Here is a 25,174-nt window from a genome sequence, read left to right as displayed (position 1 = left end):
GTTAGCGCCGCAGTTAATTTGATAATGAGCACTTAGGCCCTACCGGCACTCTGATTCAATCGTCGTCGAACTCTTGCGTCTGTACAGACGTGTTGCCGCTTAAGATCTGCGTTACTCGTCGAACGATCTCACTCAGCAAATTTCGTTGGTCATCCGTTAATGTGGCTGACAGATGCTTTGTCCCTGCTTCAACTAGTACTTCCAGATTATAAAGCTGAACATCTGGAGTATCCCGCATAGTGTATCGTCGATAGTGTGTTCCAACACTGTAGCTAACTAAGCCTTGTCCAACCTTGACCATAAAGTCGGCGCTTTGGAGCATGCCAGCAGACAGCCACCCCTTAACCTCTTCTGGATTTCCAAGATGTGACCAAGCTCGGACAATATCAAAGAAGAATGGTGCGTTTCCCAAAGAACCATCAGATACCGATGCAAGAATTTTACTGAGGAGAATCCGTCCTAAAGCGCCGAAACTTTCCAAATCTATGAGCGGCCGTTCGCTCGAACTCGATGGAAAAGTACCCAACTCGCGACCACGATCAACATATACCTCAGATAGCATTGCCACTGAGGTGGCCCTATTAAAAGCTGTGATTAGATGGGCACCTGCATCGTGTTCCCCCCAACGTTCAAGCATGTTTCGAACAAGGAAACTAAGCTGGGTGCGAGGGGAGAAACTAAACATCCCACCGTCCCATTGTATTCCAATGACATTTTCGCCAACGCGAAACAGCCCATCTAACAGAGACTGAGTAGGTGGTGCCGGGTTATTTCCACGATATCTTGCCCGCAGCTCATCGAGAAGCTTCCCGATCATTGGTTCACCGCGACTATTTGTTTTGCCAAGATAACTTCGAATGATAGCTACAATGGCATCAACATCGTCAAGCTGCGACATGAGGTTGTCGATTGATGCCTTCGGAATAAAATCTGCTGACGGATGGAGTCCAAAGTAGGTATCAAAGCCGGCCTGACATCCGATGCCTCGACGTTTCACGACCTCGTCGAATGCCTCTTCATTTCCAATACCTCCTTCGAACCACTTTACAGATTGTGGGAACAATACTGACAAGACTCGCAAGACTTGAGGTTGCACATCTTCATCTTGAATACGTCTTTTTAAATTATTGACCGCTGCCGTTTTCAGTTCGTCTTGGGCCATTATGAAACGCCCATCAGTCAACAGAAAGTCCCGATTATCCTTAATCCAGCTGAACGCCCCCTGGTCAAAGAGTCGGATACCTTCCATCGCCAAGAGGTCTTGAACATCAATTTCGTTTTCGAGCGCTGGCCAAGAGAATTTTACGGCGTTTGATAGCTTGACTACATCACGGGGTGAATTGACCCATCGCCGAATCCCGTCCCGCACGATGTAGTGCCAGCGCATGTTGTCCTCAGCAGTTTCAATCAAAAAAGCAATTTCCCTATCGAGGATTGAAAGAAGTGAATTCTTTGACGGCTGAGGTAGTTCAATCTCTTGTTGGACGATTTTCTCGGAGAAGCGCGGTCGTGTTCTATCTGTAGATTGGTCTAGTGCTGCATTCACGATATTGCGGTCGTAGGCCAAGAGGTAAATGACATTGGGCAATTGGCCCGTGCTCTTAACCATCTGCATGATAGATTTTACGTCTTTGTCTTCCAGTCGATCGATATCATCAATAGTGATCAGGAAGCGTTTGCCGCTTCGATCAAGCTGAGTTTTCAGTTCTTCATACGCCGTTTGAAGAGAGGGATTATCAAGGTACCTGCTCAACACTGCATTAACGGATTTCTTTGCTAAGTTGCCAGCAAAGCCGGAGGCGGCCCCTCCACTTGGGTCGATAGTCAGAGCGACTGTAGCCGCTGCGTCGACGAGATTATCGGTTGTGCCTGAGATGTAAGAAGCTACTCTTTTTGTAAATCGTATCCAACGAGTGCCTTTTGGACCAAGTTTTTCGGAAAGCAATTTGAAGAACGCTACAATTAAATCTTGATGACCCGCCACCATCCAAGGTCGAAAATCGATGTGAATAATCTGTTCGTTCTCGTGCTCTGCGTTGTGCTTTTTCAAATATTCCAGAGTGAAGTTTAAGGCCGTGGACTTTCCACTGCCCCACGGCCCATGAACGCCGATTACGTATCCATTTGGCGCAGCCATTTTAATGATAACTGATGCGATCCTCTTCGCAAAAGGTGCGTACCCTAGGCGGTCGTCACGCCAAGGATTAGACTTTGGCAGATCATCTCCTAGCTTGTGAAGTTTTTCAGTGGTGGTCACTATCTACCCTTAAATTTTTTACTTGTGTATTCGAGCTGTTACAGAACAGGAAAGAGTAATTTATGTTTTTCTTGGAGTTTCAATAATGCAAGCGACATGCAATAAATATTCCAATATTATCACCATGACTCAGTCTAAATAACAACTATTCGAGAGCCTTATTTTCTGCGTGATAGGCCCTACCCGCCCGAAGCTGCGAAAACGGCCAACTCGGAGAACAGAACCAGAATATGTGGCAAAACACTGTCGAATCTGCCGTCTTTAGCCCTTATGATTGGTCTAAACCCAATCTGTACGGCTATTTCTCGCTTGTTTCGAGCGAAGATATCTACGACCAATAAGCCATTGATACAACTGCCATATTTAACTTATGTGCCCTATCCGTTCTTTCAAATGGCCATTTTCGCAGCTTCGGGCCGGTAGGGCCATTCTCATGCGCCGGCTGCTTGAGGATGTGGTGCTTGGCGTTGAGGCATTCCACAAACGCCAAAGCCGAGGTGATGTACTTTCGACATTTCAGGGGCCAGTGCATGTGGTCACGGGCGCAGACGACGTCCTACCTGGACTGGAGACCAGCTCCCGGCAAGCCGATATAGCCCCAAATGGTCGCCTGCATGTCATCCCCGAATGCGGGCACTATGTGCCAATGGAACGACCAGAGGCACTAAATTCGATACTCCGCCAATTGATAAATCAGACAGCGATGTGAACAAATTGCTTGCCGCATGCTCGTACGCTCGCCCCAAGGGGGAGAACAAGAGCTATTCGCCCAGACACGCAACCGTGTATCCCGTGCCTGATTAATATTCCCGGGCTTAGACCACTGCTTTGTTCAAAGTTGTAAGTTGTTAGAAAACGATCATTTGTACACGCCGATAATAGGAAAATGAGCGTCGCTATAGCCGCCCATACCCACGAAACACAAGGAAAATTGGGGTTGGTACGACCACAGAGACGCATAGACTTTCGTTTGCGGGACAGGTAGAGGAACAATCCACGGTCGACTGGGAATTCTTCATTATATAGTCATACGAGATGAAGGGAATCAGGATTTAGATGCGGGAAAGAAGCAATTATTAAGCAAAAACAATGTACGACGGTTCGCGAAACGTTGGTCAATGAGATTCAAAATCGGGTACACAGTTTCTGGCTTCTGACTAAAAAAACAAGTTGAAGTCGTTAGCCAGTAATCGACACCTAATTCTTCACCTCCGACTGTCTGGCTTTCCATGTGTCGACCAGAAAAGTCGCCATAGTTCCGGAGAGGTTGACGGCCAGCTCCGCATGGCGGGGCTTCGGTTTAGCCTTCAGGGGACCGCTACTATGCGCGTCCCCTAGCTTGTTCCGAAGCGAACCTAGAAGTTCAACGATCTGTTGGCAGCTGCCTAACAATTGTTTGAAAGTTTGCTCTGTATGATCGTCGGGGGCAAGCCGCAAAACCTTTGCCAACTTCTTATAAAGCACTGGCAGGTCGTCCTTATCTAGATAGGCTTCGCCGGCCTCGTGCAGGATCCACTTGCAGACATCTTCGAGCAACGTCCGGGCTAGTGTGATCGCCCCGCCCGGATCATCGGTCCGCCGCTCAACCGCAGCCTCCCATCGATTGTGTACATCATTGGGATCGAATGCCTTCAGTGAATCCGAGATACCCCGATCGGCAGGGCTGCCGGCACCTATTACGCGTACTTCGTAAATAGGAGAGCCCGATACCTTGCCCGCGGCCACCAGCTGGTAGCCATCGTGCTCGATATGGCGGTTGAGCTGGGTAACAAGCGCTGACTGGGCACCGGGTTTCTGGGCCACGGGCCCGGTCACTTCAATAAGGAACCTGAACAGCTGCGCACGAGAACATGTGAGTATGCCGAGCTGGGTAAGCAGATCACTATTGTTCCAGTCCCTATCGACCGCAGAATTGGAAAAAACCGAACTTAGTGTTAGATTTCTCCCGATCGTCGTGTGGCGCATTACCTCGGCCGGCCATACCCTGCCAATCAATTCGAGGTCGTCGATTTGAGAAGCAAGGGGCTGCCCCTCGAACACGGCCATAATCCGACGGCGTGTGACTTCCGAAACCGAAGGTGTCCCCAGCTCGTCGATCTTGGCCGCGAGCTCAGCTAGCTCGAAGCTATCGACCTCCTCAAGGAGCTTCCGTGCCATTCCAAGAACGGCCTGCGCATCAACCTGTGCCAGTCGTGTATTGGCATATTTGAATTTGGAGTTGAAAGCTTCTTCGCCAGATCCCTCAGCCAAACCGAGACGTATGCACACACCGGGAACGTCATAAGCTTTAAAGCCCGCAATTGCATCGGCGAGCTTGGTACGCAAGTCCTGGGTAAGCGACGGAGGGATGGGGGTCATGCCGCAACCTTAGATCAGAATCTTATCGAATTCATCAAGACTCATGTCGTGTTGTGCTTTATCGTAAGAATGCGGCATCGGAACAATCCTGTTGTAGTTAAACATTGGACTTTTCGGTCAAGAGCGTGAGATTTGCTGCAGGAATTAGGTTGGTTCATCTCCGTTAAAGGCAAGAACCTAAACGCTAAATTCGAATTCCGGTTCTATCAATTGATCGACGCGTAAATGCGAACATGGTAATGCAGAATTCTAAGGTTAACTGCAGCCCGACAAGTGGGCGTGGCTGCAAGCCCGTTTCGAACTTGAGACGACACAATTTATGTGCCGATATTGACAAACACGCACATCCGGCACATATTCACCAAGCGTCATGGAAAGTGCTTCCAAAATGATGGAACCGCACCTACTGCCTGCCCAGGAGGGGTCCTAGCGACACCGTTAGTAACTCGAAGCAGGAATACGGTAAAGTGCCGACGCTCATTTTTAAAGGCTGCCTTCGGGCGGCCTTTTTCATTCTGCGGCTTTAGTCAACCATTCAGGCCGGATTTTGCCAAGTTCGATGTCCAGTAGTTTCAATTTACCCGCCTTGTGCATAGTCTTGCAAAATGGATCATCACTTAGCGCCGCGCCTTCCTTGAGGATGCGAAACACGGTGTTTGCGATCACGTCTGCAATTTGAACGCCAGGTGTTAAATGGCTTTCGGCGAACGTCACGAAAGTCTCTGCACCAAAATGATCAGAAATAGAAACGGCAAGTCTGGAGCCGATCTCTTTCATGATGCCTTTCTTATAGGTTCCGTGATCTGGCCTAACCGTGATGTTAGGTTGTCCCGAATAGGGTATGGCGCGACAGGATTCAAAAATGAGATTTTCATAGATGATATTAGCCTCAAGCTCTTTCAAGGCCCACCCGCCAAGTTTGGTCACACGTGTACAGGCCACGACAGTTGTGCAAACGTCTTCTTTACGGCTCAGCAGTTCAAAGAAGTCGTGTCGGGCCGCATCAGGTAGTCCTGTACCTTTGATTTCTCTTGGAAGTTTGTGGAGCCGCCGGAAATCCTTCAACAATCTTGTTGCTTCGGTTGCATCGATGAGCACGGCCGATGTTAAGAAAACACCTCTATCTGGGCCGCCACTCTCGTCACAATAAATCTCCACGCTAACTGCCCCCTTCCCTACCGACGCAAACAAGTCGTTCAGCGCTCATGTTAGAAATCTCAGAAAATTTGTCACAGGTGGAGTATTCGGGAGATGGTATGCGCATGCGGTTGCTCCTTTGAGCGTTTTAATTTTGTTCCGTTCATGACGGTCTTTTCCGCAAACTCATCTTCATTTTATCACATTTCCGGTCATCGTTTTTAACAATGTCTCTCTCTCCACAATAAACACATACATACACGCTATTGTAGTTGTTTACCTATACAGCTAGCAACTCCGAAGCACTGACCGCAGATCTGAGTGAAGCCATCAGCATTGGCCCGACGGAAAACTCCTCTGCCCTAGCCTTCATGGTCAAAACCCGCAAATATCCACCGGCCGAGCTGATATGCTGCGATCTTTGCAGGATGCAGGCAAGGACGATCGCCGTGTTCTCCTGACCGAGAGCATCAAGCGCCTCCTCGTAGGCTGAAGGTGAAATGCCGAGCATACCCCTCACCTGCGCCGCGGTTCGCATCATGTCCTGCCAGCTCGAAATGCCGGCTGGGGCATAATCGGCTATTTCAGGACAAGCCTTCAGCACCAATCCCAGCGGATAGGTCTTTCTGGCATCTGCCGTGCTTGGTGATTTGAGTACCGGATTTGCCCCAGGGTCTTTTCTAAAGCCAGGTTCAAGATCAGAATTGGAGTCTGGTTTTGAATTCTGTTGCTGCGGCTCAATCTGAGACTCACTGGCGCTCGTATTTGTCTCTTTAACGTGATTTTCCAGCAAGATAGCCACTTCGTCATGCAACGCAGCCAAATAACCCAGAATTGGCTCCAGGGCGCCAAGCGTGGCTTTGCGCGGGATTGTGTCAACGATAGCGCGGAAACGCGCCCAGATGCCCTTCCAGTCGGCCGGAACCTCTTCTGCAAGTCCTACTTCTATCAATTTGACGATATCGCGCCTGTGGAGTGTCATACGCTCGCGAACAAGCCTGAGTGCCCTAGCAGATGCTCGAACGCTCTCAGCTGCGACCTGAAGCTCCTCAGTGCGTACGAGCAGCGGAGCGAGAGAGAAGCCGAATGCGTCGGTAATCTCCCCTCCCCTATCCTTGTGGGAATATCGCTTGCCGTTGGGGCTATCCTTGCGGGTAATCAGACCGCACTCGATGAGCGCTGACAGATGCCGACGCAGTGTTGCATTGGCCATACCGTGCGCGCGCAGTGACAATTGGGCATTCGATGGGAAAACGATGAGGCCGTTTTCTTCGCAAAGATCACTGTCCGGAAGAAAAGACAGGAGCGCATTGAGAACAGCTAGTGAGCGATCCCCTACCCCGATGATTTCCTTGCCTTCGCACAGCCAGCGATAGACCTGCCATTTGTCGGCAGATTTGCCGGCCGGCAGATCCTTGGCCTGTGTCTGTGATTTCAACTGAACGAGCGACATCGCTCGCCGCCCGAAGGGCGTCGTGATTACATTTCCTTGCATGTTCGTTCGCCTTTCAACTAGGCAAAAGAAATCCAGCCGCCAAACTGACGTTCAAAACTATTGACAGTGATTCGAGGAAATGCGATTCTGAAGGTGTCGAGACTTCGAGAAGGGCTTCCACGACGGTAACGTTTGGGGGCCTTTTTCTTTTGTGGTTTAACTCCTGTTTGGTTCTGTTTTTGAAGCGACGTAAGCTTCAAATATCTGATCGAGGTTCTCGGAAAGATATTGGCCAAATCCTTTATCAGCGCCTGCTTTCAACGAGAGTTTTAAATTATGACCCTTGTGCTGGACTACGGCCTGCACTGATTTGTCCGGCGCAACCCATGTTTGCGTAGGAGTGGGTTCCACCTTTTTATCGATTGAACTTTTCTGGACAGGTAACTTTTGAAGGTTCATTAGCGCCGCGAACCGCGCCGCTACCGATAATTCCGCAAATGTGTCGCCGGCAATCGCCGTTTGCACTTGTTGCAGGTATTCTCTGTCTCTGCATTTTACTGACAAATCGTACCATTTTTCGCGGCCAATACCCTTTGCCGCTCCCATGGAGAGTATGACTGATTCCGGCACTTGGTCGATGACAGACGTCATTTTGGAAAGAATGGTCTTGTTGATCGCCAGCGCGGACATGACTGTTGGATTGTCGAAGCCCAATTTATTCAAACGAGCAGCAAACAGGGTTCGCTCGATAAATGAGAGATCCTCTCGCGCGGTGTTTTCCTGCCCTTGAGCAATGACATGTTCTCGGTCGCCGAGTTCTTTAACAACAGCGCGTACCTTTATCCCAAGTTCTTTCGCTGCTCTGGTCCGACGATGTCCGAATACGATTTGGTATCGCCCGTGAATTGACGGATGTGGCCTTACGAGGATGGGTGAGTCCTGGCCTCTTTCACGAATGGCCTCAACCAATTCGTCAAACCGGTCATCGGAAATTCGATCTGAGACAAATGATCCTTCGAGATCATTTGGATCAACCTCTATGATGGTATCGCCGATCAGCAGCTGCTTTTCTATTTCCTCCGCTGCTTCCACTTTCGTCGCCATTTCATCGGCAGCGCGGCTCATCATACCAAATGCTCCACGACCTGAGCGCGGGGCTGGCGCGGCATCATCCGTGGAGTTTACAGCTGTAAACTCGTCATCTTCGAGCAATCCGCTCATCAGTCCTTTTCGAGCCATTACCTTAAACTCCATTGAAACGATGGCTTGGAGTTTACAGCTGTAAACTGTCTATCTGACGAGTGCGGTTTCATGACCGGCCCCAAGCCTGATGAATAAGAGACGTAATCTCTCCATTCACAGCAGTCAGCGATTCAATCGCCCGATCATAGGTAGATCGAGTCATTTGATTTCGCTCTACTTCATAGAGACTTTGCTTGGTGATGCCGGCGTCCGATATTGCGGTGCTCTTGAGCATTTCCGCCTTCAGAACGAAATCTCGGAACATAGAGCGCATAAAATGCACCATCTGCGATTGAGGCGCATCACCCGGTTCGTACCTCGTTACAAGATAGCGAAACCAATCTAAGTTCATGTTGCCGCCACCGCGTTTGATGGGATTGAGAATTTCACCCAACATCAAAAGAAACTGACACATCGACATTACGTCCAGCATCTGGGGATGTACGGTAATCAACACTGATGTCGAGGAGGAGAGGGCGGTTAGGGTGAGATATCCGAGTTGGGGAGGACAATCCAGAACCACGACATCATAGTCATGCGCCACTTCGCTTAAAGCTGCGTCAAGTCTGGTAAAGAAAACCTGACCCATTGCCCTTGTACCCTTCTCGGCAAGGATCAATGGAGTGTCGTATTCAAACTCCTGCAGTTCAAGAGCAGCGGGCACGATGTGCAGACCAGGGAAGTTTGTTGGTTTGATAAGTTGGGACAAAGGCTTCTTATCGCTATCATAGCGAAGAGCCTCATAAAGGCTGTCGTCCTTGTCAATTTCCGGCTGAAACCCATGCAACGCGGATAGCGAGGCCTGCGGATCGAGATCAATCGCTAACACGCGGTGTCCAGTGAGTGCCAGATGTTGCGCCAGGTGCGCAGTAGTTGTTGTCTTGCCGCTGCCACCTTTAAAATTCACGACGGAGATGATCTGCAGATGTTCATCTCCCCGGCGATGCGGCACATATTTTTTCAGATCGGCGCGACCATGCTTATCGAGATAATGCCGCATGCTAAGCATCTGTTCAGCCGTATAAGATCGGCGGCCTGTGGTGGTAAGCGCCGGTTCTGGGCCCTTACCTTCAAGTGACAGGTTTTTCAAATGGCCCGCGCTTATTCCCAAATATCCAGCAGCTTCTGCTAATGAGAACGATCGCAAAGTTTTTTTTGCGTTGGGTGGAAAGCTCTCCAAGCGGTGCTTTTGCAATCGTTTGGAAAGATCACCGCCTTGTTTGAGAATAAGCTCATCAAAGTCGGACAATGAGTTAACTATTGGAGATGCGATATTCATCGGCTTCGTTTCCATTATGCGAATTTTGATACATATTCGCCTAGAAATCGCATTTAGCGCCGATTCGATAAGTCACGCAAGAAATTTTAAGTTAACGAAAGGTTAACAACTATCTATCTAAGACGTACTGCTAGCAGGCCCTACCGTCCCAAAGCTGCGCCCTGCGATGACAAATCCAAGAATCTGATGCTACACATCTCCGGATCAAAATGTAATCGGGTGGAGAGTTCAGATGAATCTGATGGTAGAGAGCGTTGTGAATCATCGTGAGGCTATCGTGCGCGAAGTGTTGGACGATTTACAGGAGTGGTTCTGGAATCCAGAATACAGGGCTTCCTTTGCGGAAAGCGCAGAAACTCTCCCAATGTTCGCTTGTTATGCTGTAGACGGATCCGTCATGGGCTTCATAACAGTCAAACCTACCTCCGATTATGCCGTTGAAATCTACCTCATGGGTGTGAAGAGACGTTGGCACCGCGCCGGAGCAGGCCGCGCTTTGATTCAAGCAGCAGAAAACTTCGCTATAAGCCTGAATGCCAAATTCATTACGGTGAAAACCATCGGGACTACACATCCTTCCGCCGGATATCAGGATACGAGAAAATTCTATGAATCTCTGGGGTTTTTACCCCTCGAAGAATCTGAACTATATTGGGGAGAAAACTGGCCGTGCCTCTTCTTGATACGTCCCATCAGTATCCTCTGACGGTGGTCTGGACATCGACCCTTGCGTCTCCATGTTACTTTACTGTGTTTAAAAAGGAGGAGTGGCTCGCGCGTATAATTGATTGGTCCCATCTATTGGGTGCCTTGTTCACAATTTTTCTCTGCCAACGCGAATAGTGATCGCGTGAGATGGAGATTGCCCATATGCCCGCGTTTTGTCAGCGAACGTAAATAAGCACCCGGATTGAGTACGCTGCCCTGAGCAGCACGCTCAACGGTAATTGCAAGTGCGGCTATTGCCACATCCGGTCCGAGCTGGCTCCTGGCCTCATTGAAGACCTGGGGATTGATCGACGATAATCGGCATAATTGTAGGTCCGGCATTGCGTAATGCCCGCCAGGACACAAAGGCTTCGGGCATTAGGTGAAAAATATCCGTGCACGCCGCTCTTACCAAGGATAGTGAAACACTCCTAAGATCTGTTTGCGGATTCAAACCTGCACTGAGCGATAGACCAACATCCTCCATCTCGGTTGAATGCCGCGCAGTTAAATGTCTTTGTTTATATATCGGTAGGCGTGATGATGATGGGGAGCTGGTACCGCCAAGCTTAGTCTCAAAAGCCTCTTTGGAGAAGCCGTCTTGTGAATCATCAGATTGTGCGTTTACTTGATACCGTTTTTTACTACCACTTACAGGTGTTGTAGGTATGTCTGTAGTTGTATGTTGCTCAAAACTTGATACCGTGGTGCTCAAATCCTGACACCCCTCAGTACCGTCTATGAGTATCTCAATATCATCGCGAAGTTTCTCGAATGATCGGATGACGCCGTAGAATTCCTCCACATCATTGGGTTGCGCTTCCCTCAAACCGTCGAGCCGTGCAATAAATGCTGAAGCATGCGTATGATAGATATCCCAATCACTTGGGCTGACTAGCATTGAAGTGATTTCTTTGCGTAAGACCGTTCGTCGATGAGAAAGGGATCGCCAGACGATCGCCTCGTTTTCGACGCGGTCTACAAGTTCCGTCAGTTCATCAAACCGCATGGCGATCGGGGCGAGGTTAATACCAAAAGCCTGTATTATGCTGCCCTCGGCATCTCGACGTCCCGATCGTTGATAAGTCGGATGGTCATTGTAAGCAATCAAACCAGCGTCAGTAAGACCACGCAAATGATAGCGAACCGTTGACACTGCTATCCCCATACGTCTTGCCAGGAGAGCGTTGGACGGCCAAACAACAGGCGCACCACCACATCCTTTCCAATCACAAGGTTTGGAAAAGGCGAAGAGCTGATCGATGAGCGCAATCTTGGTTGATTTCAAACCTAAAGCGGCGGCCGCTCGTTTAGCAATCTGGAGTGCTTTGGTGCGGCAGATTCCTTCCAATATTTTCGATCGAACGGAACGAGATTCATACGCACGAGAAAGTTGCTGTGCCGAGCGAGAGCTGCGCGTCGTTCTGCGCAATCCGCCAGTTGAAATCTGTTGCTGTAAGGTCATAAGTGTATCCTTAAAAAGGACGCAAAAACCCGTGGCACGAAAGCGCATTTGTCTCTTGAACTAATTGAAAGTTGGCGCTACATTGAGATAACGATTTGAGTCTCTCAGGAACTGGTAATTCCTTTGTAGTACTAACTTCATAAAGACCGGCCTCGTGCCGGTTTTTTTACGTCATGGGTTTTCTCCTGCTATAGTAAATCTACGTCTGCAGCTATTTTGAATGACTGAGATGTTTCTTGGTCGTTTGCCACATGGCGCCGTAACAGCAATTATCGGTATTTTATGCGCGTCCAGGTGGTGTTTAATCTCCTTTCAGCATCTCTCATGGCGGAACCAGCATAATAGTGTAGGCGTAAACGCTCGGAAGCATTTGGATACCTTGATTCATCGGCAAGTAGTGTGGTTTGTATGGCCGGAGAGTAGCCTCGTATTGCGAGATCTGCACCGGCTTCGCTGGACAGCATGTAGTTTATAAATATTCGAGCATTCTCGCTGTTCGGCGCATCTTTCAGCATAGCCAAACCCGACATCCAGAGCATTCCGCCTTCTTTCGGAATTATATACTGGATCCCCCGGTCCTGTTTGGCTGCATCTGCATCGTCCCTAGCCAGAATAATATCTCCGCCCCAACCAACTGCTGCACAGATGTCGCCGTTAGCCAGCGCCTGGCGATAGTTGACGTTGTCGAATTTGGTAACAAAGGGCCTGATCCCTGCAAATAGCCGTTCGACCCGGAGAAGGTCTTCTGTATCAGTGCTTTCAGGATTAATGCCCAGATAGAGAAGGGCTAGCGGGATCATGTCTACCGGGCTGTCCAAGAACGAAAGCCCACACCTATTGAGTAGTTGTGCATACTTTGGTTCGAAAATTAGGGCTAGACTGTCCAGGGGAGCATCAGAAGGGAGTATCTCTTTGGCTCGCCCAGTTAACCCAAAACCTGTAGTGCCCCAATAATACAAACCAACAGCCCTCTTTACCCCAGCATCTGCAATGTGCTCAAGCAAACCACTATCTTGATCAGAAAGGCGAGGTATGTCTGATATCTCAAGGGCTGCTAATGCGTTTGCTGCAACAAGATGCCCAATATAAGGCTCCGTGGTAATGCCAATGACGTCATAGCCTGATTTACCAGCTAGGATCTTGGTTTCCGTGAATTCATCACTCGGCGTAGAATCATAGATGACCCTGATGCCCGTATCTTCCGTGAATTTCTCTAACATTCGCGGACTGAAGACGTCTGCCCATGCAAGTATGTTCACAGTCTTTTCTTGAGCACATGACGTATGCGGGCTAAGCGTAGTCGCCACCAAAATACCAAATGCAACCGATAATGTTGCCGAATCATATGCTGTCATCAGCCTTGCCTCGCAAATTTGGCATAGTTGATGCACTCGACTGTAATTTGTCAAGTGTGGTAGTTGGCTTCCCTAGGTGGGATACGGCGTAGAATCGCATGCGAAATAGAGCTGGGAGATTATAATAACGGCACTATCGTGGTTAGTGAGCTGTATTTTTGTATATGCACGCATGAACGGAGTTCACACAGCTCTAACCTTTGACTATGTGCGGTGCAAGAATATCCACAATCAATTCACGAAGATCATCTTYCGCGGCGTCAGCATTCTTATAAGCATTGAACAATGTCATGTTATAGGTAAAAGCAATTGTGCAGTGAATAAGCTTTGCCAACCTTGTTGGCGATGGCACATTCTCAATTAATTTTAGATTTATTAGGTATGATACTAGTACTTCATAGTATTTATTCAACTGATTCAAAATAACAAACTCTCTCGTATCGATTTCCTTATCATTGTTTATTAATATTCTCGCAGATTCTAGCTCGCGCCATAATTTAATATCATCGAATGTGGCGGCGTATTGGACGTGAATATCAATGAAGTTGACTATATATTCTATCGGGTCATTTGGTGTTATTTTAAGATATTCGTCCAAATCAGCCAATATATCATCATTATAGCGTTCCAGTATTGCCAATAAAATTAATTGCTTAGTCGGAAAATACGAAAAAATGGTTTTCTCAGCAAACCCCACATGATGAGCAATCTCACTCATGCTTGTACTTGAGACACCCTTAGCTCGGAACAAGAGAAAGGCGGCATCAATGAACGCTTCCCTTTGCCTGCGCATCTTATGCAATTGTTTCACGGACTGTTTTTGAGGCTTGCGTTGCTTATCCATAACATAAGCCTTTCGGCTTGACAAAAGTGTGTTGACAGTAGATTGTTTGCAAGACGCATCCATGCACACATTTGTGCGGGCTGCTCCTTGATTCGCATTCATGCAGCATAAGTAGCATCAGTTCCGTGACGAGTCTAAGCGGTCCAAGCAGTGGCACCAGATAAAATCAGGCTGGATGCACATGACGCAATCATGACACGTGGCGTGTAACGCCACATATTGACGGATGAGATACATAGATACTCCACGAAAACGATAGATGAATTAAAAAAATGCCGGGCTGTTGCTGTAACAACAGTCCGGCGGCAACTTTCAACACGAGAAGTCTCAAGGCGATTATGAAACACTTGAATCGAAAGCCACGCATATGTAACAAATTTCTAGACAACTTTTCAAGTCAATTTTCTGGATTTAATTGCTTCCGCCATTTCAGCATGGCGGTTACCAAACAGCGATTTGATTCTGGGAAAGACCAATGAAACGCGCAAATCCTTTGAACAATTCTGCGAATGCACACCATGAGAAACATAAGCCTGCTTGGCTAGCAGCCAATCATTTGTCTTTTGTTTCCAGCGAGGCATTGATTGCATTTTCCGACGTAATGTTCGCATTGGGTGAATTAAACGAGCATCACAAACTGGCACTCTTGGAGCGGTTCTTGCGTTGGGAAAAGCTGGTCGACGAAGATGCTGTCGAAATCAAACGCTTGTTCCGGGTGATGATCGACGAGAAGCTCGCTGAATGGGCAGCGGCCAAAAATCAATGAAGCTGCTGATCATTGAGTCCCCTGGCAAAGTGAAGAAGCTTTCTTCCATACTCGGGTCGGAATATAAAATCGTTGCCAGTATTGGCCATGTCCGCGACTTACCTGCAAAAGAGATAGCAGTTTCATCACCAGACTTCCGTCCCACTTACGTTCTATCCGAGCGCGGTCAAATCGTCGTTGACCGCATCAAGTCTCTTGTGGCTTCCGCCGATGAAGTCTTGCTCGCCACGGATCCGGACCGGGAAGGGGAGAGCATCAGCTGGCATCTTAAAGAGGTGCTTGGGCTGAAGGACCCAAAACGGGTTACGTTCAATGCTATCACACCAGAAGCAGTACGTGTGGCAGTCGCAGCTCCGCGTTTGATCGATGTGCGGGTTGTGGCAGCACAGGAAGCACGGCGCGTGCTGGATAGGCTGGTCGGATATATGGTCAGTCCTGAGATCAGCAAGCGGAGTGGATCGAAGCTCACAGCTGGACGTGTTCAAAGCCTCGCAGTGCGTATCGTTGTTGATCGCGAACGCGCTATTCGTGGATTCCGGAAAATTAGTCACTACGGAGTCGAACTGAAATTCGAAACATTGGATATGCCTTGGTCTGCCAAATGGCAACTTAGGCCCGGTTTCGTGACAGAAGAGAACCCGTATTTTCTTGATAAAGCTTATGCGCAGGCTGTTGCGGGATGCGTAATTGTGCGCGTGCAGTCCTGCCAATCGGGAGAGACGAGGCGGTCACCATATCCGCCATTCATGACATCGACAATGCAACAGGCGGCAAGTGTGCATCTGGACATGGATCCGGAGACATCGATGGCAGCTGCACAAGCTCTTTACGAGCAGGGTCATATTACCTACCACCGGACGGATAATCCCAACATCACCGACGACGATTTTCCATTGATCCAGATCGAGGCCGAAAAGCTTGGATTGGAGGTTGTCGAGCGGCGCCGGAAATGGCCTGCCAAGGATGGAGCCCAAGCTGGGCATCCAGGCGTGACACCTACACATTGGGAAGTTGCAGTAGCCGGTGAGTCCGCGTCGCAGCAGGCGCTTTATAAATTGATACGGATTCGAGCAATAGCATCGCAGCTGCAGGACGCACGATATGTCGTTCGGGTAGTGACACTATGCGGATCGGCGCTGGACGGTAAAACGCTGATGTTCGAAGCACGCGGCCGAGCGCTCATCGCACCCGGCTGGACAAGTCTGCATGCGGATGACGAGAGTGAGGATGAGGAGGACGAGTGTACAAGCGACCCTGTTAATCCCATCCCCGAGCTTGTCGTAGGACAAGAATTATCCGTAGCGGCCGGGAAACTAATTCTATCGGATACGAAACCCCCAAAACGATACACGCAGGCGTCACTCATCAAGAAAATGGAGGCGGAGGGCATCGGCCGACCGTCGACCTACGCTACGATCATGAACACAATCATGAATCGCGAATACGTCAAGGTCAGGCAAAGGATGCTGGTTCCCACTGACAAAGGCGAAACTGTCGTGGACATGATGGCTGATCGCTTTTCCTTCATGGAATTGGACTTCACCCGGCATGTCGAGGCTGAGCTGGATCTGATTGCCAATGGACGGCAACATTATCGGCCGGCTGTTGCAGCATTCTATGAACAGCTCACCCGCGAATTATCCGACTTGGCTTCAGCGGTGCCCGTAAAGCCATCAGAAAACATGATACATGCCGTGCGCGCCAAGGCTAAACGCGATTGCGTACCAATTGACGACGCCATGCTCTTGTCAGCCGATGCCTGCAGGGTTTTTCTCGGACCAAGAGAGACGGGCGAGGGTGGGGTGTATGTTGCGCCTCTTGCTTCGGATAAGCAGATTGATTTGATACGCCGGTATGTCGAGCAGGGCAAGATTGCTGCTCCTGATGGTTACCCGGATAACATGACAGCCTGGATTGCTTCGGGAGCAATCAAAACGGCGCTGAAGAAACGCCGATCCTAAACAATTTCAATTTTGTTTTATATCGTGTCAGGCTCATCGATATCGAGTGGCAGCAACGGATACCCCACCTCATCGATGTGGGCTTGGTTGAACGCCTCTACAGCGTCTTCGCGAATGTAAAGGACTTTGCCGGAACGGCTTTTGGCCAATCCGGGAACATGTTGACGAACGATTATCCCGCGCTTTTCCAACGCCTTCGACAATATTTCGAGTTGGGAATAATGTGAATCGACACTGCTTGCCAGGCTCTGAATCGTCGGTCTTCGTCCGTGCGATATTGCGTCAGACAGGCGGTTGAGGAAGGCGATTTGTCGATAACGGGCGGCGCCCGTATCCTTTTGAAACCGGGATTTGTCGATCATCTCAATCAATACTGCAAGTTCTGTTGGCTGAGGAGGTTCAGGCGTCGCAATGGGTTCCATTGGCTTTGTTGATTTACCGGCCATAGCTGCCATTCCGGCAAGAACAAGGTGTCCGAGAACAACAGGAATGCGCGCTCCCAACATTTGCGCCATCACGACCACTTTTTCATGATCTTCGCGAGGCATGAACAATTTGGTTTCCATATATCCGGGCTCCAGGGATTCCGCCCGCCATTTTTCAAGATATTCCGGATACTTCGATTTGGTCATGGTTTTTGTGTCTTGCTCTGCATCGCTTCAAATAGGACCAGGTTAGGATGGGGCATATCAGAATATGCCCACAATCCCGCCTTGGACTGCTTTGCTGTGGCTTCTGCCACAAGGTAGGGCATGTAGACAGGTTTGGCATCGTTTGAAAAGGCCGCGAATGCAAAACCTTGGGTGATGAGTACCGTACCAAGATCGAGCGACTGATCGCCGACATGTGAGGAACAAACGACAAGTATTGTTGGTTTTTCGCCTGACTTAGTTGCCGGCAGCTGCGCAATGGGCGAGCAGGTCGGCTTGGTATCACGGATGATAGCAGCGAGCATGGCAAGAGAGACTGTTCCGCAATCCTGCTTCAGACCAGACTTGTCTGTGTAGGTGGTTCCACGGATACAGGATTGGATGCCATAGAGGCGAAGTTTCTGGCTACCTTGCTGCCATGTATCGCCGGTTAGAAAAGATACGTTGTTTTCAGGAATTCGAAACACCTGTGCGGCGGCGCTCGTCTTTGGTCCCTCGCTCTCCTGAGCATAAGAAGGTAGAGGGATGAGCACCGCGCACAAGGCAGCAATTGTAAGCGACCGTGTCAATTGGCTTACTCCACATTTTGGTTTGATGATTAGTCGGCTGAACTGGCGGCTTCGTCCGCTCGGCCCTACGGTTTAGCCGGGCCAGCACAATTCACGCCGTCATTAGAGCTGGTGATGCAACTCACGTCATAGCCTGCGCCTGAAATCAGGTACTTGCAAACACTGGTGCCCTTGCTGTCCTTGGTACTGGCAGCATTACAGTCCATCCCGGCATCAACGAGATTATCCAGCTTGCCATTCTTGCCACAGCCGAACTGACATGCCTTCAGAATTGAGGACTGAGTGAGAGTAGCACAAGTGCCGTTGTAGCAGACCTGTTTACCGATAGCGGAAGTCAGACCATTACTTTGCGCGGTAGCCCATTCGTTTTTCTGGTATCGCAGCCATGCATTCACTTGTGCAGACGGATCGTTCAAAAATTGTTCTGGAGTGCCGTTATAGTATTTGCCGAATGTCCCTCCGCCAGCATTATTCTTGGCGCTGCAAAACTGAAACGCGCCATAACAACTAAAGCCGTTACTGGTGCCGACACTGTTCCAATTACCTTCACTGGAGGAAACGTTCGCACCATATTCGGCACACTGAGAGGGAAAGCCCGCTGCCATGAGGCTAACGGCATTTTGCCCTGCCATCGCGATCGAACTTGTGAACGTTAAGAGGAAACCAGCATTTGCGAAAAAGGAGCTGACTTTTCTCATTTCACAGGTTCCACGTCGTAAGAGCCTGTGAATGCTTTGGCAGCCTCGTCAAGTTCCTCGGTAGTAATCCTGCGATAGTTGAGCGAAAGCGTCGCACTTGCACCAAGTGACACCCGCGGATAAGCAACGATCTTGGATTTGCCATCCGGTGTTTTCAGGACAAGTACTGTGGTGCATACGGTTTGCATATTGCAATCGCCGCTTGTTTGCGACAGCAGCCACTCTCCAGCCGGCGTGGTAATACGGGCAGTGTAGATGTCCGGGTGAACGGGGGGCTCACCATATCCGGTGAGAGTTTTCTCATCCCAAACCTTGTCGGGATCCTCGCTGGCATTCTTAGTCGTCAGCTGAAGGTTGAATTTATAGCCATCCTCGGCCTGAGCCGTTAGTGATGGCAGGCACACCCAGATTGAGATAGCAGACATTAAAAATCGGTACTTGGGTTTCATCGGCATTTCCTTTGGAGATAAAGCAGGATGTTTCGCCCGCTGTCATAAGAGAGAAAACAAAGCGCGCAGAACATGAGATAAGCCATGCGCACGGTTCGCCAGGCGTAGTAAGCCGCGACGCAGCCCATTACGACGATGATGACTGTTTCATAGGGTCGAGAGAGTGGGTTTGCAGAGACAGTCAGGACCCACTGGGCTAAAGCATTTACCCAAAGTCCTGCTGTCGCAAGTGCCCCTAAGACCAGTATGGCCGGTCCAATCGATCCGGCCCCTTCAGGCTTTACAGGATCAAGATAGTATACCTGTCGTACCTGTTCCTGTATTTCATCATTACGCATGGTGGATAGCTCCTTTTTCGCAAGGCCAGTATAGCAATTTTACGATGGAGGTGGAATCTACCACTGTGTTCATGTCTCTGTTTTTCTTGGATTTTTAGAACTTTCGTAAGCCGAAGAGTCTACTTGTTCAAATCGAACCAGAAGCGCTGCTTCACGCCCTTGCTATTGGGGATGTCGAAGAAGTATGGCTTGGCCCGCAATTTGCGTGGCTGGGTCTGAACGATCTGACAGGAAGAACCATTGTGCCCGGACTCGGCATAGACTTCCTTTGTCTCGATGCTTGTCCCCGCACCCCTAACGGTGTTACGCGCAGCCTTGCTGTTGCAACGCCCTAAAGAGCGGGTGCACACGTTCTGTGCACTGCTCGATCCATGGCCCGATGAAGAGTCTGAACTTGTTGCTGTCCATCCTGCAGGGCAGGGCTCATAAGGCTCAAGACCGGGTTTACCAGCGTTACCCTCCTTACAGATGGGCCAGGAAAAGCCGGGAAGCGACATGGCTGCAATCAGCTTCTGCATGGGCGGGACGCAATAGGGTACGCCATGCCATGAGGGGCTCTCCGAAGCGGCGCACAGTAGAACCTGACATCCCCACGAAGCATCTGCCGCTTGCGATGGAGATACAGCTGCCAGGGATAATCCCGCTGCACCTATCGATGCCAAAAAGCCACTCACCCGTTTTTTCATGTTGCGCCTCATCTCTTGCCAAAAATATCAGTTGATAGGATTATATTTCAGTATATATATGATGATACGGCCCGTCAATCTCGACAAACACCATGCTTTTTCAGTCAACGGCTAAAGATATTGGCGGCTCGTATCGAAAGTTCAATTAGGCTTATATATCACTTATTTGCGTRTTTAAAGAGCAAGGAAGGCAAAATGACTCGGCGAGCTTCCATTATTGGCGCGACAATCCTGACGTTGAATGGCTCGGTTTTAGCGGGCTCCTCAGAAGTCGTTGCGAATGGCTTTCCGGTCGAGGTTACTGTTATTCAAGACCACACTTCGGACCTCATTACGAAGAGGGTTATAGAGGCTTCAGCCCTCAGCACTCCCGACGCTCCTCAACCGCGTGCGGATATGTTTATGCCAATACCGCCTGTTTCCGTCGCAGTTGCGGGACAGGCTGGCAATGTCGTGCCCGCTCCAGCTGTCCGTTCATTTAATTCTGGCACTTCAAACATACCGGCCAGATCAAGCGTGCGCTGCCGGGACGGCGAAATTGATCCGGTTGCTGTCAAATCCATGATTGAGGTCGAGGCGCAGCGGCAAAATGCCGACGCAAAGCTCGCTCTGGCGATCGCAGATCAGGAATCCGGATTTGGTGCCAATGTGAATTCAAGCGCAGGCGCTCGCGGCATCATGCAGTTGATGCCCGCAACAGCAGCGCAGTATGGCGTCACCAATATCTGCGATGCTGTTCAGAACATTCGCGGTGGCATCGCTTTCCTGAAGGACCTTAACGCGACGTTCGGCGGCAATATCATGCTGATGATTGCTGCCTATAATTCCGGCGAAGACCGTGTGCTTAAATCAGGCGGTATCCCGTCTATATCCGAAACAGTCAATTATACGGCGCGCGTTACCAATGCCTATTATGGCTTTGACAATTCGCTGAAGGGCGGCAAACGCACCAAGGCAAATGTTGCGGCCAACAACATGGCCCCGCAGTCATCCGGTGTCACTGAACTACCTGTTCAGGATGTCAGCGACGGATCTCCCATCCCCATCAACCAACCCAAAACCACAACCACCAAATCCGGGGGGCTGGCCGATCGCCAGCAATGGATTAGCGGTTCGGTTCTCTATGTTCAATAGGAGAGAAAAGCATGAAGTTCATCAATAAAACCCGCGTTATGAACGTAAGCTGTACTGCGCTTATGATCGCTTTTGCCGTTGCCGGTAATCCGGAAATTTCGGCCGCTGCCGGCGGGGATGTGTTCCAGCCGATCAACAATGTATTCCAGCAAGTCCTCACATTCATGACCGGCACATTTGCAACAACGGCTGCAACAATTGCGGTTGGTGCTGTCGGGTATCTCGCCCTGACCAGCCGCGTTCCATGGTCATGGTTGTTTTCGATCGTTGTGGGCGTCGCCTTCATTTTCGGCGGTGCACAGCTCGTTTCTTCGATCTCTGGCGGGATCGGGAACTAAGACATGAGCACTGAAGCTACAGATCGGGAAAAGCCGCAGGCGGTCCCGCTCGTGCTCGGGCTTACCCGCCCGCGCATGTTGTGGGGCATTCCATGGGGCCTGTTCGTGGCGGAAATCGTTCTGGTGTTGATGATCTTTCTCAACACCAAAAACCTTCTGATGTTCCTGCTGATCCTTCCGATGCACGCGGCTTCTTACGTGCTGACGATCAAGGACGTCCGTCTGGTCGATATTATTCGCGTCCGTCTTTCGAAATGTGCAGGCACCCGTAACCGCCGCTTCTGGGGCGGCAACTCATACACGCATTAAGGGAAATAATGGCCATACAGCGGGCAGTTCGTGGATCTCTGGAATTTGGTGCGATTGCAGCACGTGAGAAGAAGATTTCTTCTCACGTGCCTTATGTACGGCACGTTGACGAAAACACGCTGCGCACCAAGGATGGCATGATCCTGTCGATCATCAAGATTGATGGTTTTTGTCATCAGACAGCTGATCAATCCGAAATCGACATGAAAGCCAATGTGCGCAACACGCTGATGCGATCACTCAGCGACTCCAGGTATGCTGTTTACAGCCATATCATTCGGCGGAGGATCATTCCCCATACAACGGGATCGTTCTCCAATCCGTTCTGCCGCGACCTGAATGAACGTTACATGCAAGGTCTGGCTGAAAAGCGCATGTATGTGAATGACCTCTACCTGACAGTCATTCGTCGGGGGTTTCAGGGCAAGGTCGGCCTGGCAGATTCGTTCGTATCGCGCTTTCGCAAGGCGGCCGGTGCTTCGTCCGAAGTGCTTGATCACGAAGCAAGGCAGGAGCTACGGGAACAGGTCGCCAATATTCAAAAGGATATGGCCGAATATGGATCGCGCATTCTGACAGTCGTGGAACGCAGTGGCAGCGTGTTTTCCGAACCGCTGGAGTTTCTGGCACAGCTGCTGAACGGCGCACAGGAAATACCGATGCTCCTGCCGCGCATGGGGCTTGATGAGTATTTGCCGACGCGCCGCATTACTTTCGGCAAAAAACAACTGGAGTTGCGCGGGGCTGTGGATCGCGAAACGCGGTTTGCGTCCATGATTTCCGTGCGCGAATATACTTCGTGGACTGTGTCAGGTGTTCTCGACGGCCTGTTGAAGATACCGGGTGAGTTTATCGCAACGCAGTCATTCGCCCTGCAGGACCGCGCACCCGTCATGGCTGAAATTGCCAAGATCGAGCGCCAGATTTCCGCATCTGACGAGGCGGGTACATCACTCGAACAAGCCATTAACACGGCACGGGATGAGATCGTCAACGGCCGCGCTGTCATGGGATATCACCACCTGACTGTCATGGCGATAGGCGACAGTTTGAAGGAGCTGGAAACCTGCGTCCAGGCGGTCACCAAAGAAATCCAGAACACAGGCATGGTTTCAGTTCGTGAAGACTTGAACGCTGAACCGGCTTTCTGGGCGCAATTGCCGGGCAACTTTGCCTACATTGCCCGCCGCGCCATGATTTCATCGCGCAACTTTTGCGGCCTCGCGTCCTTCCACAACTTTGCGGTCGGCAAACCATCCGGCAATCATTGGGGACCGGCGATCTCGTTGCTGCAGACGACTTCGATGACACCGTACTTCTTCAATTTCCATCGGCGTCAGGTCGGCAACTTCACCGTAACCGGCCCTACAGGATCCGGTAAGACGGTCGGACTTTCGTTTCTCATGGCGCAAGCCATGCGGATACACCCGCAACCTCGCTGCGCCTTCTTCGACAAGGACCGCGGCGCCGACGTCTTTATTCGCGCCATGGGTGGCCAGTACGAAGTCCTGGAACCGGGCGTACCTACTGGGTTCAATCCGTTGCAACTGGCTGGAAGTACGAGCGATCGGGCATTTGTGCTCGATCTCCTGCGCTTTCTTGTTCGGCCACGGGATGGACGGCAAGACCTGTCGGCCGAGCAGGAGAAAATTCTGGAATCTGCCGTTCACCAGATTTTCCAGATCCCGGTGCACGAGCGGAAGTTTGCTGAAGTCTCGCATCTTCTGCGGGGCGGCGAACAGGCAGGGCATGACGATCTCGCATCCCGCTTTGATGTCTGGTGCGATACCCGCGGCTGGCTGTTCAACAATCCGGTTGATGTGTGGGATGACGAAAAAGGTATCTTTGGCTTTGATCTGACCAAGGTGCTTGACGATCCGGATATCCGGACCGCGGCGCTTGGTTATATCTTCCATCGCATCGAAGGCATGCTCGACGGCAAGACGCCGATGATGCTGTTTATCGACGAGGGCTGGAAGATCCTTAATGACGACAAGTTCTCCGGGTTCGTCACTGACAAGCTAAAAACCATCCGCAAGCTCAACGGTATTGTCGGCTTCGGTACGCAATCAGCCAAGGACATTGTGTCATCCAAGATGGCACACACGCTGCTTGAGCAGACGCCGACAAATATCTTCTTTCCAAATCAGAAGGCCGATGAAGAAAGCTATATGCGCGGCTTCAAGCTCTCCCGGGCCGAATTCGACTGGGTGCTGAATACACCGCAGGAAGCCCGCCAATTCCTCATCAAGCATGACCACGACAGTGTGATCGCCACTCTTGATCTCTCCAGGATGCTCGATTTCGTCAAGGTGCTTTCCGGTAACGAAGCCAGCGTTACCGAGTGTGCTGACTTACGCGAACGCCATGGCGACAACCCTGAAAACTGGCTGCCTTTCTTTTGCGGATGGAGGACTGAAGCATGACCATGATCCTGCGAGCAGGTGCTGCATGTCTTATTGCTGGATTGTCATTTCCGGCGATTGCACAGGTTCCGACCAATGATGCGGAACGCACCGTCAAGGAAACCAATACACGCACCTGTATGGAGCGGGCGCGCACGTACAAACAGCGGACCGAAAGCCCCACCAATGGCGTTCGCGGAAGCTTTGCCGATCAGGGCGGCGGCGGATCGCTGTCGCAATCGGGCAACGGTAACATTATGGGTGGCGCACTCAGCGGCACGAACGTTGGCGGTGTGGATCTTGCCGGCATCATGGCTGTTGTAGGCGGCGTTGCGTCACTCAAGTCAAATAATGCCGGACAGGTCCTGAATGCCTTGAGTGCAGTGAGTGCTGCCATTGAGCAGAACAAGAGTGGCTTGGCTGGTCAGGGTCAGGCCATCGGTTCGGTCAATTCTATCCAGGGCGCGTTCGAACAAAATTCATCCGGCCGACTGTCAGAGGCGGGGTTGTGGGGGCAGGCGGTGCAGGGCGGGACAACTCGGTTGCAGCTACAGAACCAGCAGCTGCTCGATCAGACTGCAGCTGCCAGTGCAGCAGCCAACATCATGGATTACGACAGCTCCAAAGCCAAAATCGTCGATGACGACAAGGCAAAGTCCGACAATTCGCAGACGGTTTCGACTGACACAACAAGCCTTGAAGCAATTCAAAAGGAATTGGCGCGGCTTCAGGCAGAAGCAGCCAAGAACGCGCTGACCAACCCAACTGTAACCCCGAGCCAAGGAAACTGA

24 protein-coding genes are annotated in these 25,174 nt (G+C 50.5%); 8 read left to right on the top strand and 16 right to left on the bottom strand.

Annotated elements, in window-relative coordinates; translation table 11 throughout:
- Positions 1 to 55: 55 nt before the first annotated feature.
- From AB4Y96_RS16185 to repA, 6 genes are all read right to left on the bottom strand, one after another.
- On the bottom strand, positions 56 to 2,257 hold the full coding sequence (locus AB4Y96_RS16185) for a KAP family P-loop NTPase fold protein (RefSeq protein WP_441918469.1): 2,202 nt from the start codon (positions 2,255 to 2,257) through the stop codon (positions 56 to 58).
- Positions 2,258 to 3,454: 1,197 nt separating this feature from the next.
- Positions 3,455 to 4,615: an abortive infection family protein gene (locus AB4Y96_RS16180; RefSeq protein WP_441918468.1), complete on the bottom strand. Its 1,161-nt coding sequence runs from the start codon at positions 4,613 to 4,615 to the stop codon at positions 3,455 to 3,457.
- Positions 4,616 to 5,125: 510 nt separating this feature from the next.
- Positions 5,126 to 5,773 carry a DUF3800 domain-containing protein gene (locus AB4Y96_RS16175; protein ID WP_441918467.1) on the bottom strand — a complete coding sequence of 216 codons (648 nt, stop codon included), beginning with the start codon at positions 5,771 to 5,773 and terminating at the stop codon, positions 5,126 to 5,128.
- A gap of 259 nt (positions 5,774 to 6,032) precedes the next feature.
- Positions 6,033 to 7,247 carry a plasmid replication protein RepC gene (gene repC / locus AB4Y96_RS16170; RefSeq protein WP_441918466.1) on the bottom strand — a complete coding sequence of 405 codons (1,215 nt, stop codon included), beginning with the start codon at positions 7,245 to 7,247 and terminating at the stop codon, positions 6,033 to 6,035.
- Positions 7,248 to 7,403: 156 nt separating this feature from the next.
- Positions 7,404 to 8,426, bottom strand: coding sequence for a plasmid partitioning protein RepB (gene repB, locus AB4Y96_RS16165; RefSeq protein ID WP_441918465.1), 1,023 nt, complete (start codon positions 8,424 to 8,426; stop codon positions 7,404 to 7,406).
- A gap of 70 nt (positions 8,427 to 8,496) precedes the next feature.
- Positions 8,497 to 9,708, bottom strand: coding sequence for a plasmid partitioning protein RepA (repA, locus tag AB4Y96_RS16160; RefSeq protein WP_441918464.1), 1,212 nt, complete (start codon positions 9,706 to 9,708; stop codon positions 8,497 to 8,499).
- Positions 9,709 to 9,940: 232 nt separating this feature from the next.
- Between repA and AB4Y96_RS16155 the strand changes: the two genes are divergently transcribed.
- Positions 9,941 to 10,414: a GNAT family N-acetyltransferase gene (locus AB4Y96_RS16155; RefSeq protein WP_441918463.1), complete on the top strand. Its 474-nt coding sequence runs from the start codon at positions 9,941 to 9,943 to the stop codon at positions 10,412 to 10,414.
- A gap of 92 nt (positions 10,415 to 10,506) precedes the next feature.
- On the opposite strand, the gene repC (AB4Y96_RS16150) is transcribed toward AB4Y96_RS16155, so the two are convergent.
- The 4 genes from repC (AB4Y96_RS16150) to AB4Y96_RS16135 all read right to left on the bottom strand — a co-directional run bounded on the left by repC (AB4Y96_RS16150) (position 10,507) and on the right by AB4Y96_RS16135 (position 14,080).
- A complete protein-coding gene (repC, locus tag AB4Y96_RS16150) occupies positions 10,507 to 10,758 on the bottom strand; it encodes a replication initiation protein RepC (RefSeq protein WP_441918462.1) in 252 nt (83 codons plus the stop codon).
- Positions 10,703 to 11,881, bottom strand: a complete 1,179-nt coding sequence (gene repC, locus AB4Y96_RS16145) for a plasmid replication protein RepC (protein WP_441918461.1) — start codon at positions 11,879 to 11,881, stop codon at positions 10,703 to 10,705. The genes repC (AB4Y96_RS16150) and repC (AB4Y96_RS16145) overlap by 56 nt, the downstream gene beginning before the upstream one ends.
- A gap of 269 nt (positions 11,882 to 12,150) precedes the next feature.
- On the bottom strand, positions 12,151 to 13,236 hold the full coding sequence (locus tag AB4Y96_RS16140) for an extracellular solute-binding protein (RefSeq protein ID WP_441918460.1): 1,086 nt from the start codon (positions 13,234 to 13,236) through the stop codon (positions 12,151 to 12,153).
- Between the two features lie 193 nt (positions 13,237 to 13,429).
- Entirely contained in the window at positions 13,430 to 14,080 is a 651-nt protein-coding gene (locus tag AB4Y96_RS16135) for a TetR/AcrR family transcriptional regulator (RefSeq protein ID WP_441918459.1), read from the bottom strand.
- Positions 14,081 to 14,555: 475 nt separating this feature from the next.
- Here AB4Y96_RS16135 and AB4Y96_RS16130 point away from each other — a divergent pair, with 475 nt between their 5' ends.
- Positions 14,556 to 14,846 carry a hypothetical protein gene (locus tag AB4Y96_RS16130; RefSeq protein WP_441918458.1) on the top strand — a complete coding sequence of 97 codons (291 nt, stop codon included), beginning with the start codon at positions 14,556 to 14,558 and terminating at the stop codon, positions 14,844 to 14,846.
- On the top strand, positions 14,822 to 16,807 hold the full coding sequence (topA, locus tag AB4Y96_RS16125) for a type I DNA topoisomerase (RefSeq protein ID WP_441918457.1): 1,986 nt from the start codon (positions 14,822 to 14,824) through the stop codon (positions 16,805 to 16,807). Before AB4Y96_RS16130 ends, topA begins: the two co-directional genes overlap by 25 nt.
- A 17-nt stretch (positions 16,808 to 16,824) precedes the next feature.
- Here the strand turns inward: topA and AB4Y96_RS16120 are convergent, their stop codons facing one another.
- The 6 genes from AB4Y96_RS16120 to AB4Y96_RS16095 form a co-directional block, all read right to left on the bottom strand.
- Positions 16,825 to 17,439: a hypothetical protein gene (locus tag AB4Y96_RS16120; RefSeq protein WP_441918456.1), complete on the bottom strand. Its 615-nt coding sequence runs from the start codon at positions 17,437 to 17,439 to the stop codon at positions 16,825 to 16,827.
- On the bottom strand, positions 17,436 to 18,026 hold the full coding sequence (locus tag AB4Y96_RS16115) for a thermonuclease family protein (protein WP_441918455.1): 591 nt from the start codon (positions 18,024 to 18,026) through the stop codon (positions 17,436 to 17,438). The genes AB4Y96_RS16120 and AB4Y96_RS16115 overlap by 4 nt, the downstream gene beginning before the upstream one ends.
- Before the next feature lie 65 nt (positions 18,027 to 18,091).
- Complete coding sequence (locus AB4Y96_RS16110) at positions 18,092 to 18,724, bottom strand: acyltransferase (RefSeq protein WP_441918454.1); 633 nt, start codon at positions 18,722 to 18,724, stop codon at positions 18,092 to 18,094.
- Positions 18,721 to 19,173: a hypothetical protein gene (locus tag AB4Y96_RS16105; protein WP_441918453.1), complete on the bottom strand. Its 453-nt coding sequence runs from the start codon at positions 19,171 to 19,173 to the stop codon at positions 18,721 to 18,723. Before AB4Y96_RS16105 ends, AB4Y96_RS16110 begins: the two co-directional genes overlap by 4 nt.
- Positions 19,170 to 19,511, bottom strand: coding sequence for a hypothetical protein (locus tag AB4Y96_RS16100; RefSeq protein ID WP_441918452.1), 342 nt, complete (start codon positions 19,509 to 19,511; stop codon positions 19,170 to 19,172). Before AB4Y96_RS16100 ends, AB4Y96_RS16105 begins: the two co-directional genes overlap by 4 nt.
- Before the next feature lie 119 nt (positions 19,512 to 19,630).
- On the bottom strand, positions 19,631 to 20,197 hold the full coding sequence (locus tag AB4Y96_RS16095; RefSeq protein ID WP_441918451.1) for a hypothetical protein: 567 nt from the start codon (positions 20,195 to 20,197) through the stop codon (positions 19,631 to 19,633).
- Positions 20,198 to 20,599: 402 nt separating this feature from the next.
- On the opposite strand from AB4Y96_RS16095, the gene AB4Y96_RS16090 reads away from it, so the two are divergent.
- The 5 genes from AB4Y96_RS16090 to AB4Y96_RS16070 are packed head-to-tail and all read left to right on the top strand — an operon-like array spanning position 20,600 to position 25,174.
- The gene (locus AB4Y96_RS16090; protein ID WP_441918450.1) at positions 20,600 to 21,331 is read left to right on the top strand and encodes a lytic transglycosylase domain-containing protein; all 732 of its coding nucleotides are present in this window, start codon (positions 20,600 to 20,602) and stop codon (positions 21,329 to 21,331) included.
- Between the two features lie 11 nt (positions 21,332 to 21,342).
- On the top strand, positions 21,343 to 21,669 hold the full coding sequence (locus tag AB4Y96_RS16085; protein WP_441918449.1) for a TrbC/VirB2 family protein: 327 nt from the start codon (positions 21,343 to 21,345) through the stop codon (positions 21,667 to 21,669).
- Between the two features lie 3 nt (positions 21,670 to 21,672).
- Positions 21,673 to 21,978 (top strand): type IV secretion system protein VirB3, encoded by a 306-nt coding sequence (locus tag AB4Y96_RS16080; protein WP_441918448.1) that lies wholly within the window; start codon positions 21,673 to 21,675, stop codon positions 21,976 to 21,978.
- Positions 21,979 to 21,986: 8 nt separating this feature from the next.
- On the top strand, positions 21,987 to 24,404 hold the full coding sequence (locus AB4Y96_RS16075) for a VirB4 family type IV secretion/conjugal transfer ATPase (RefSeq protein ID WP_441918447.1): 2,418 nt from the start codon (positions 21,987 to 21,989) through the stop codon (positions 24,402 to 24,404).
- On the top strand, positions 24,401 to 25,174 hold the full coding sequence (locus AB4Y96_RS16070; protein ID WP_441918446.1) for a hypothetical protein: 774 nt from the start codon (positions 24,401 to 24,403) through the stop codon (positions 25,172 to 25,174). The genes AB4Y96_RS16075 and AB4Y96_RS16070 overlap by 4 nt, the downstream gene beginning before the upstream one ends.

Origin of the sequence: Phyllobacterium sp. TAF24 (genome assembly GCF_052113785.1) — a bacterium.
Lineage (GTDB): Bacteria > Pseudomonadota > Alphaproteobacteria > Rhizobiales > Rhizobiaceae > Phyllobacterium.
This window is presented reverse-complemented; position numbering and strand designations above follow the sequence as displayed.

Bases quoted from the DNA above. Each gene is read 5' to 3' on its own strand.
- AB4Y96_RS16140 (WP_441918460.1), bottom strand. From the start codon at position 13,236: ATGACAGCATATGATTCGGCAACATTATCGGTTGCATTTGGTATTTTG.
- AB4Y96_RS16075 (WP_441918447.1), top strand. From the start codon at position 21,987: ATGGCCATACAGCGGGCAGTTCGTGGATCTCTGGAATTTGGTGCGATT.
- AB4Y96_RS16180 (WP_441918468.1), bottom strand. From the start codon at position 4,615: ATGACCCCCATCCCTCCGTCGCTTACCCAGGACTTGCGTACCAAGCTC.
- AB4Y96_RS16100 (WP_441918452.1), bottom strand. From the start codon at position 19,511: ATGCGTAATGATGAAATACAGGAACAGGTACGACAGGTATACTATCTT.
- AB4Y96_RS16130 (WP_441918458.1), top strand. From the start codon at position 14,556: ATGAAACGCGCAAATCCTTTGAACAATTCTGCGAATGCACACCATGAG.
- AB4Y96_RS16155 (WP_441918463.1), top strand. From the start codon at position 9,941: ATGAATCTGATGGTAGAGAGCGTTGTGAATCATCGTGAGGCTATCGTG.
- AB4Y96_RS16070 (WP_441918446.1), top strand. From the start codon at position 24,401: ATGACCATGATCCTGCGAGCAGGTGCTGCATGTCTTATTGCTGGATTG.
- AB4Y96_RS16120 (WP_441918456.1), bottom strand. From the start codon at position 17,439: ATGACCAAATCGAAGTATCCGGAATATCTTGAAAAATGGCGGGCGGAA.
- repC (WP_441918461.1), bottom strand. From the start codon at position 11,881: ATGACCTTACAGCAACAGATTTCAACTGGCGGATTGCGCAGAACGACG.
- AB4Y96_RS16090 (WP_441918450.1), top strand. From the start codon at position 20,600: ATGCCAATACCGCCTGTTTCCGTCGCAGTTGCGGGACAGGCTGGCAAT.
- AB4Y96_RS16080 (WP_441918448.1), top strand. From the start codon at position 21,673: ATGAGCACTGAAGCTACAGATCGGGAAAAGCCGCAGGCGGTCCCGCTC.
- AB4Y96_RS16095 (WP_441918451.1), bottom strand. From the start codon at position 20,197: ATGAAAAAACGGGTGAGTGGCTTTTTGGCATCGATAGGTGCAGCGGGA.
- repA (WP_441918464.1), bottom strand. From the start codon at position 9,708: ATGAATATCGCATCTCCAATAGTTAACTCATTGTCCGACTTTGATGAG.
- AB4Y96_RS16105 (WP_441918453.1), bottom strand. From the start codon at position 19,173: ATGAAACCCAAGTACCGATTTTTAATGTCTGCTATCTCAATCTGGGTG.
- AB4Y96_RS16110 (WP_441918454.1), bottom strand. From the start codon at position 18,724: ATGAGAAAAGTCAGCTCCTTTTTCGCAAATGCTGGTTTCCTCTTAACG.
- topA (WP_441918457.1), top strand. From the start codon at position 14,822: ATGGGCAGCGGCCAAAAATCAATGAAGCTGCTGATCATTGAGTCCCCT.
- repC (WP_441918462.1), bottom strand. From the start codon at position 10,758: ATGCCGGACCTACAATTATGCCGATTATCGTCGATCAATCCCCAGGTC.
- repB (WP_441918465.1), bottom strand. From the start codon at position 8,426: ATGGCTCGAAAAGGACTGATGAGCGGATTGCTCGAAGATGACGAGTTT.
- repC (WP_441918466.1), bottom strand. From the start codon at position 7,247: ATGCAAGGAAATGTAATCACGACGCCCTTCGGGCGGCGAGCGATGTCG.
- AB4Y96_RS16085 (WP_441918449.1), top strand. From the start codon at position 21,343: ATGAAGTTCATCAATAAAACCCGCGTTATGAACGTAAGCTGTACTGCG.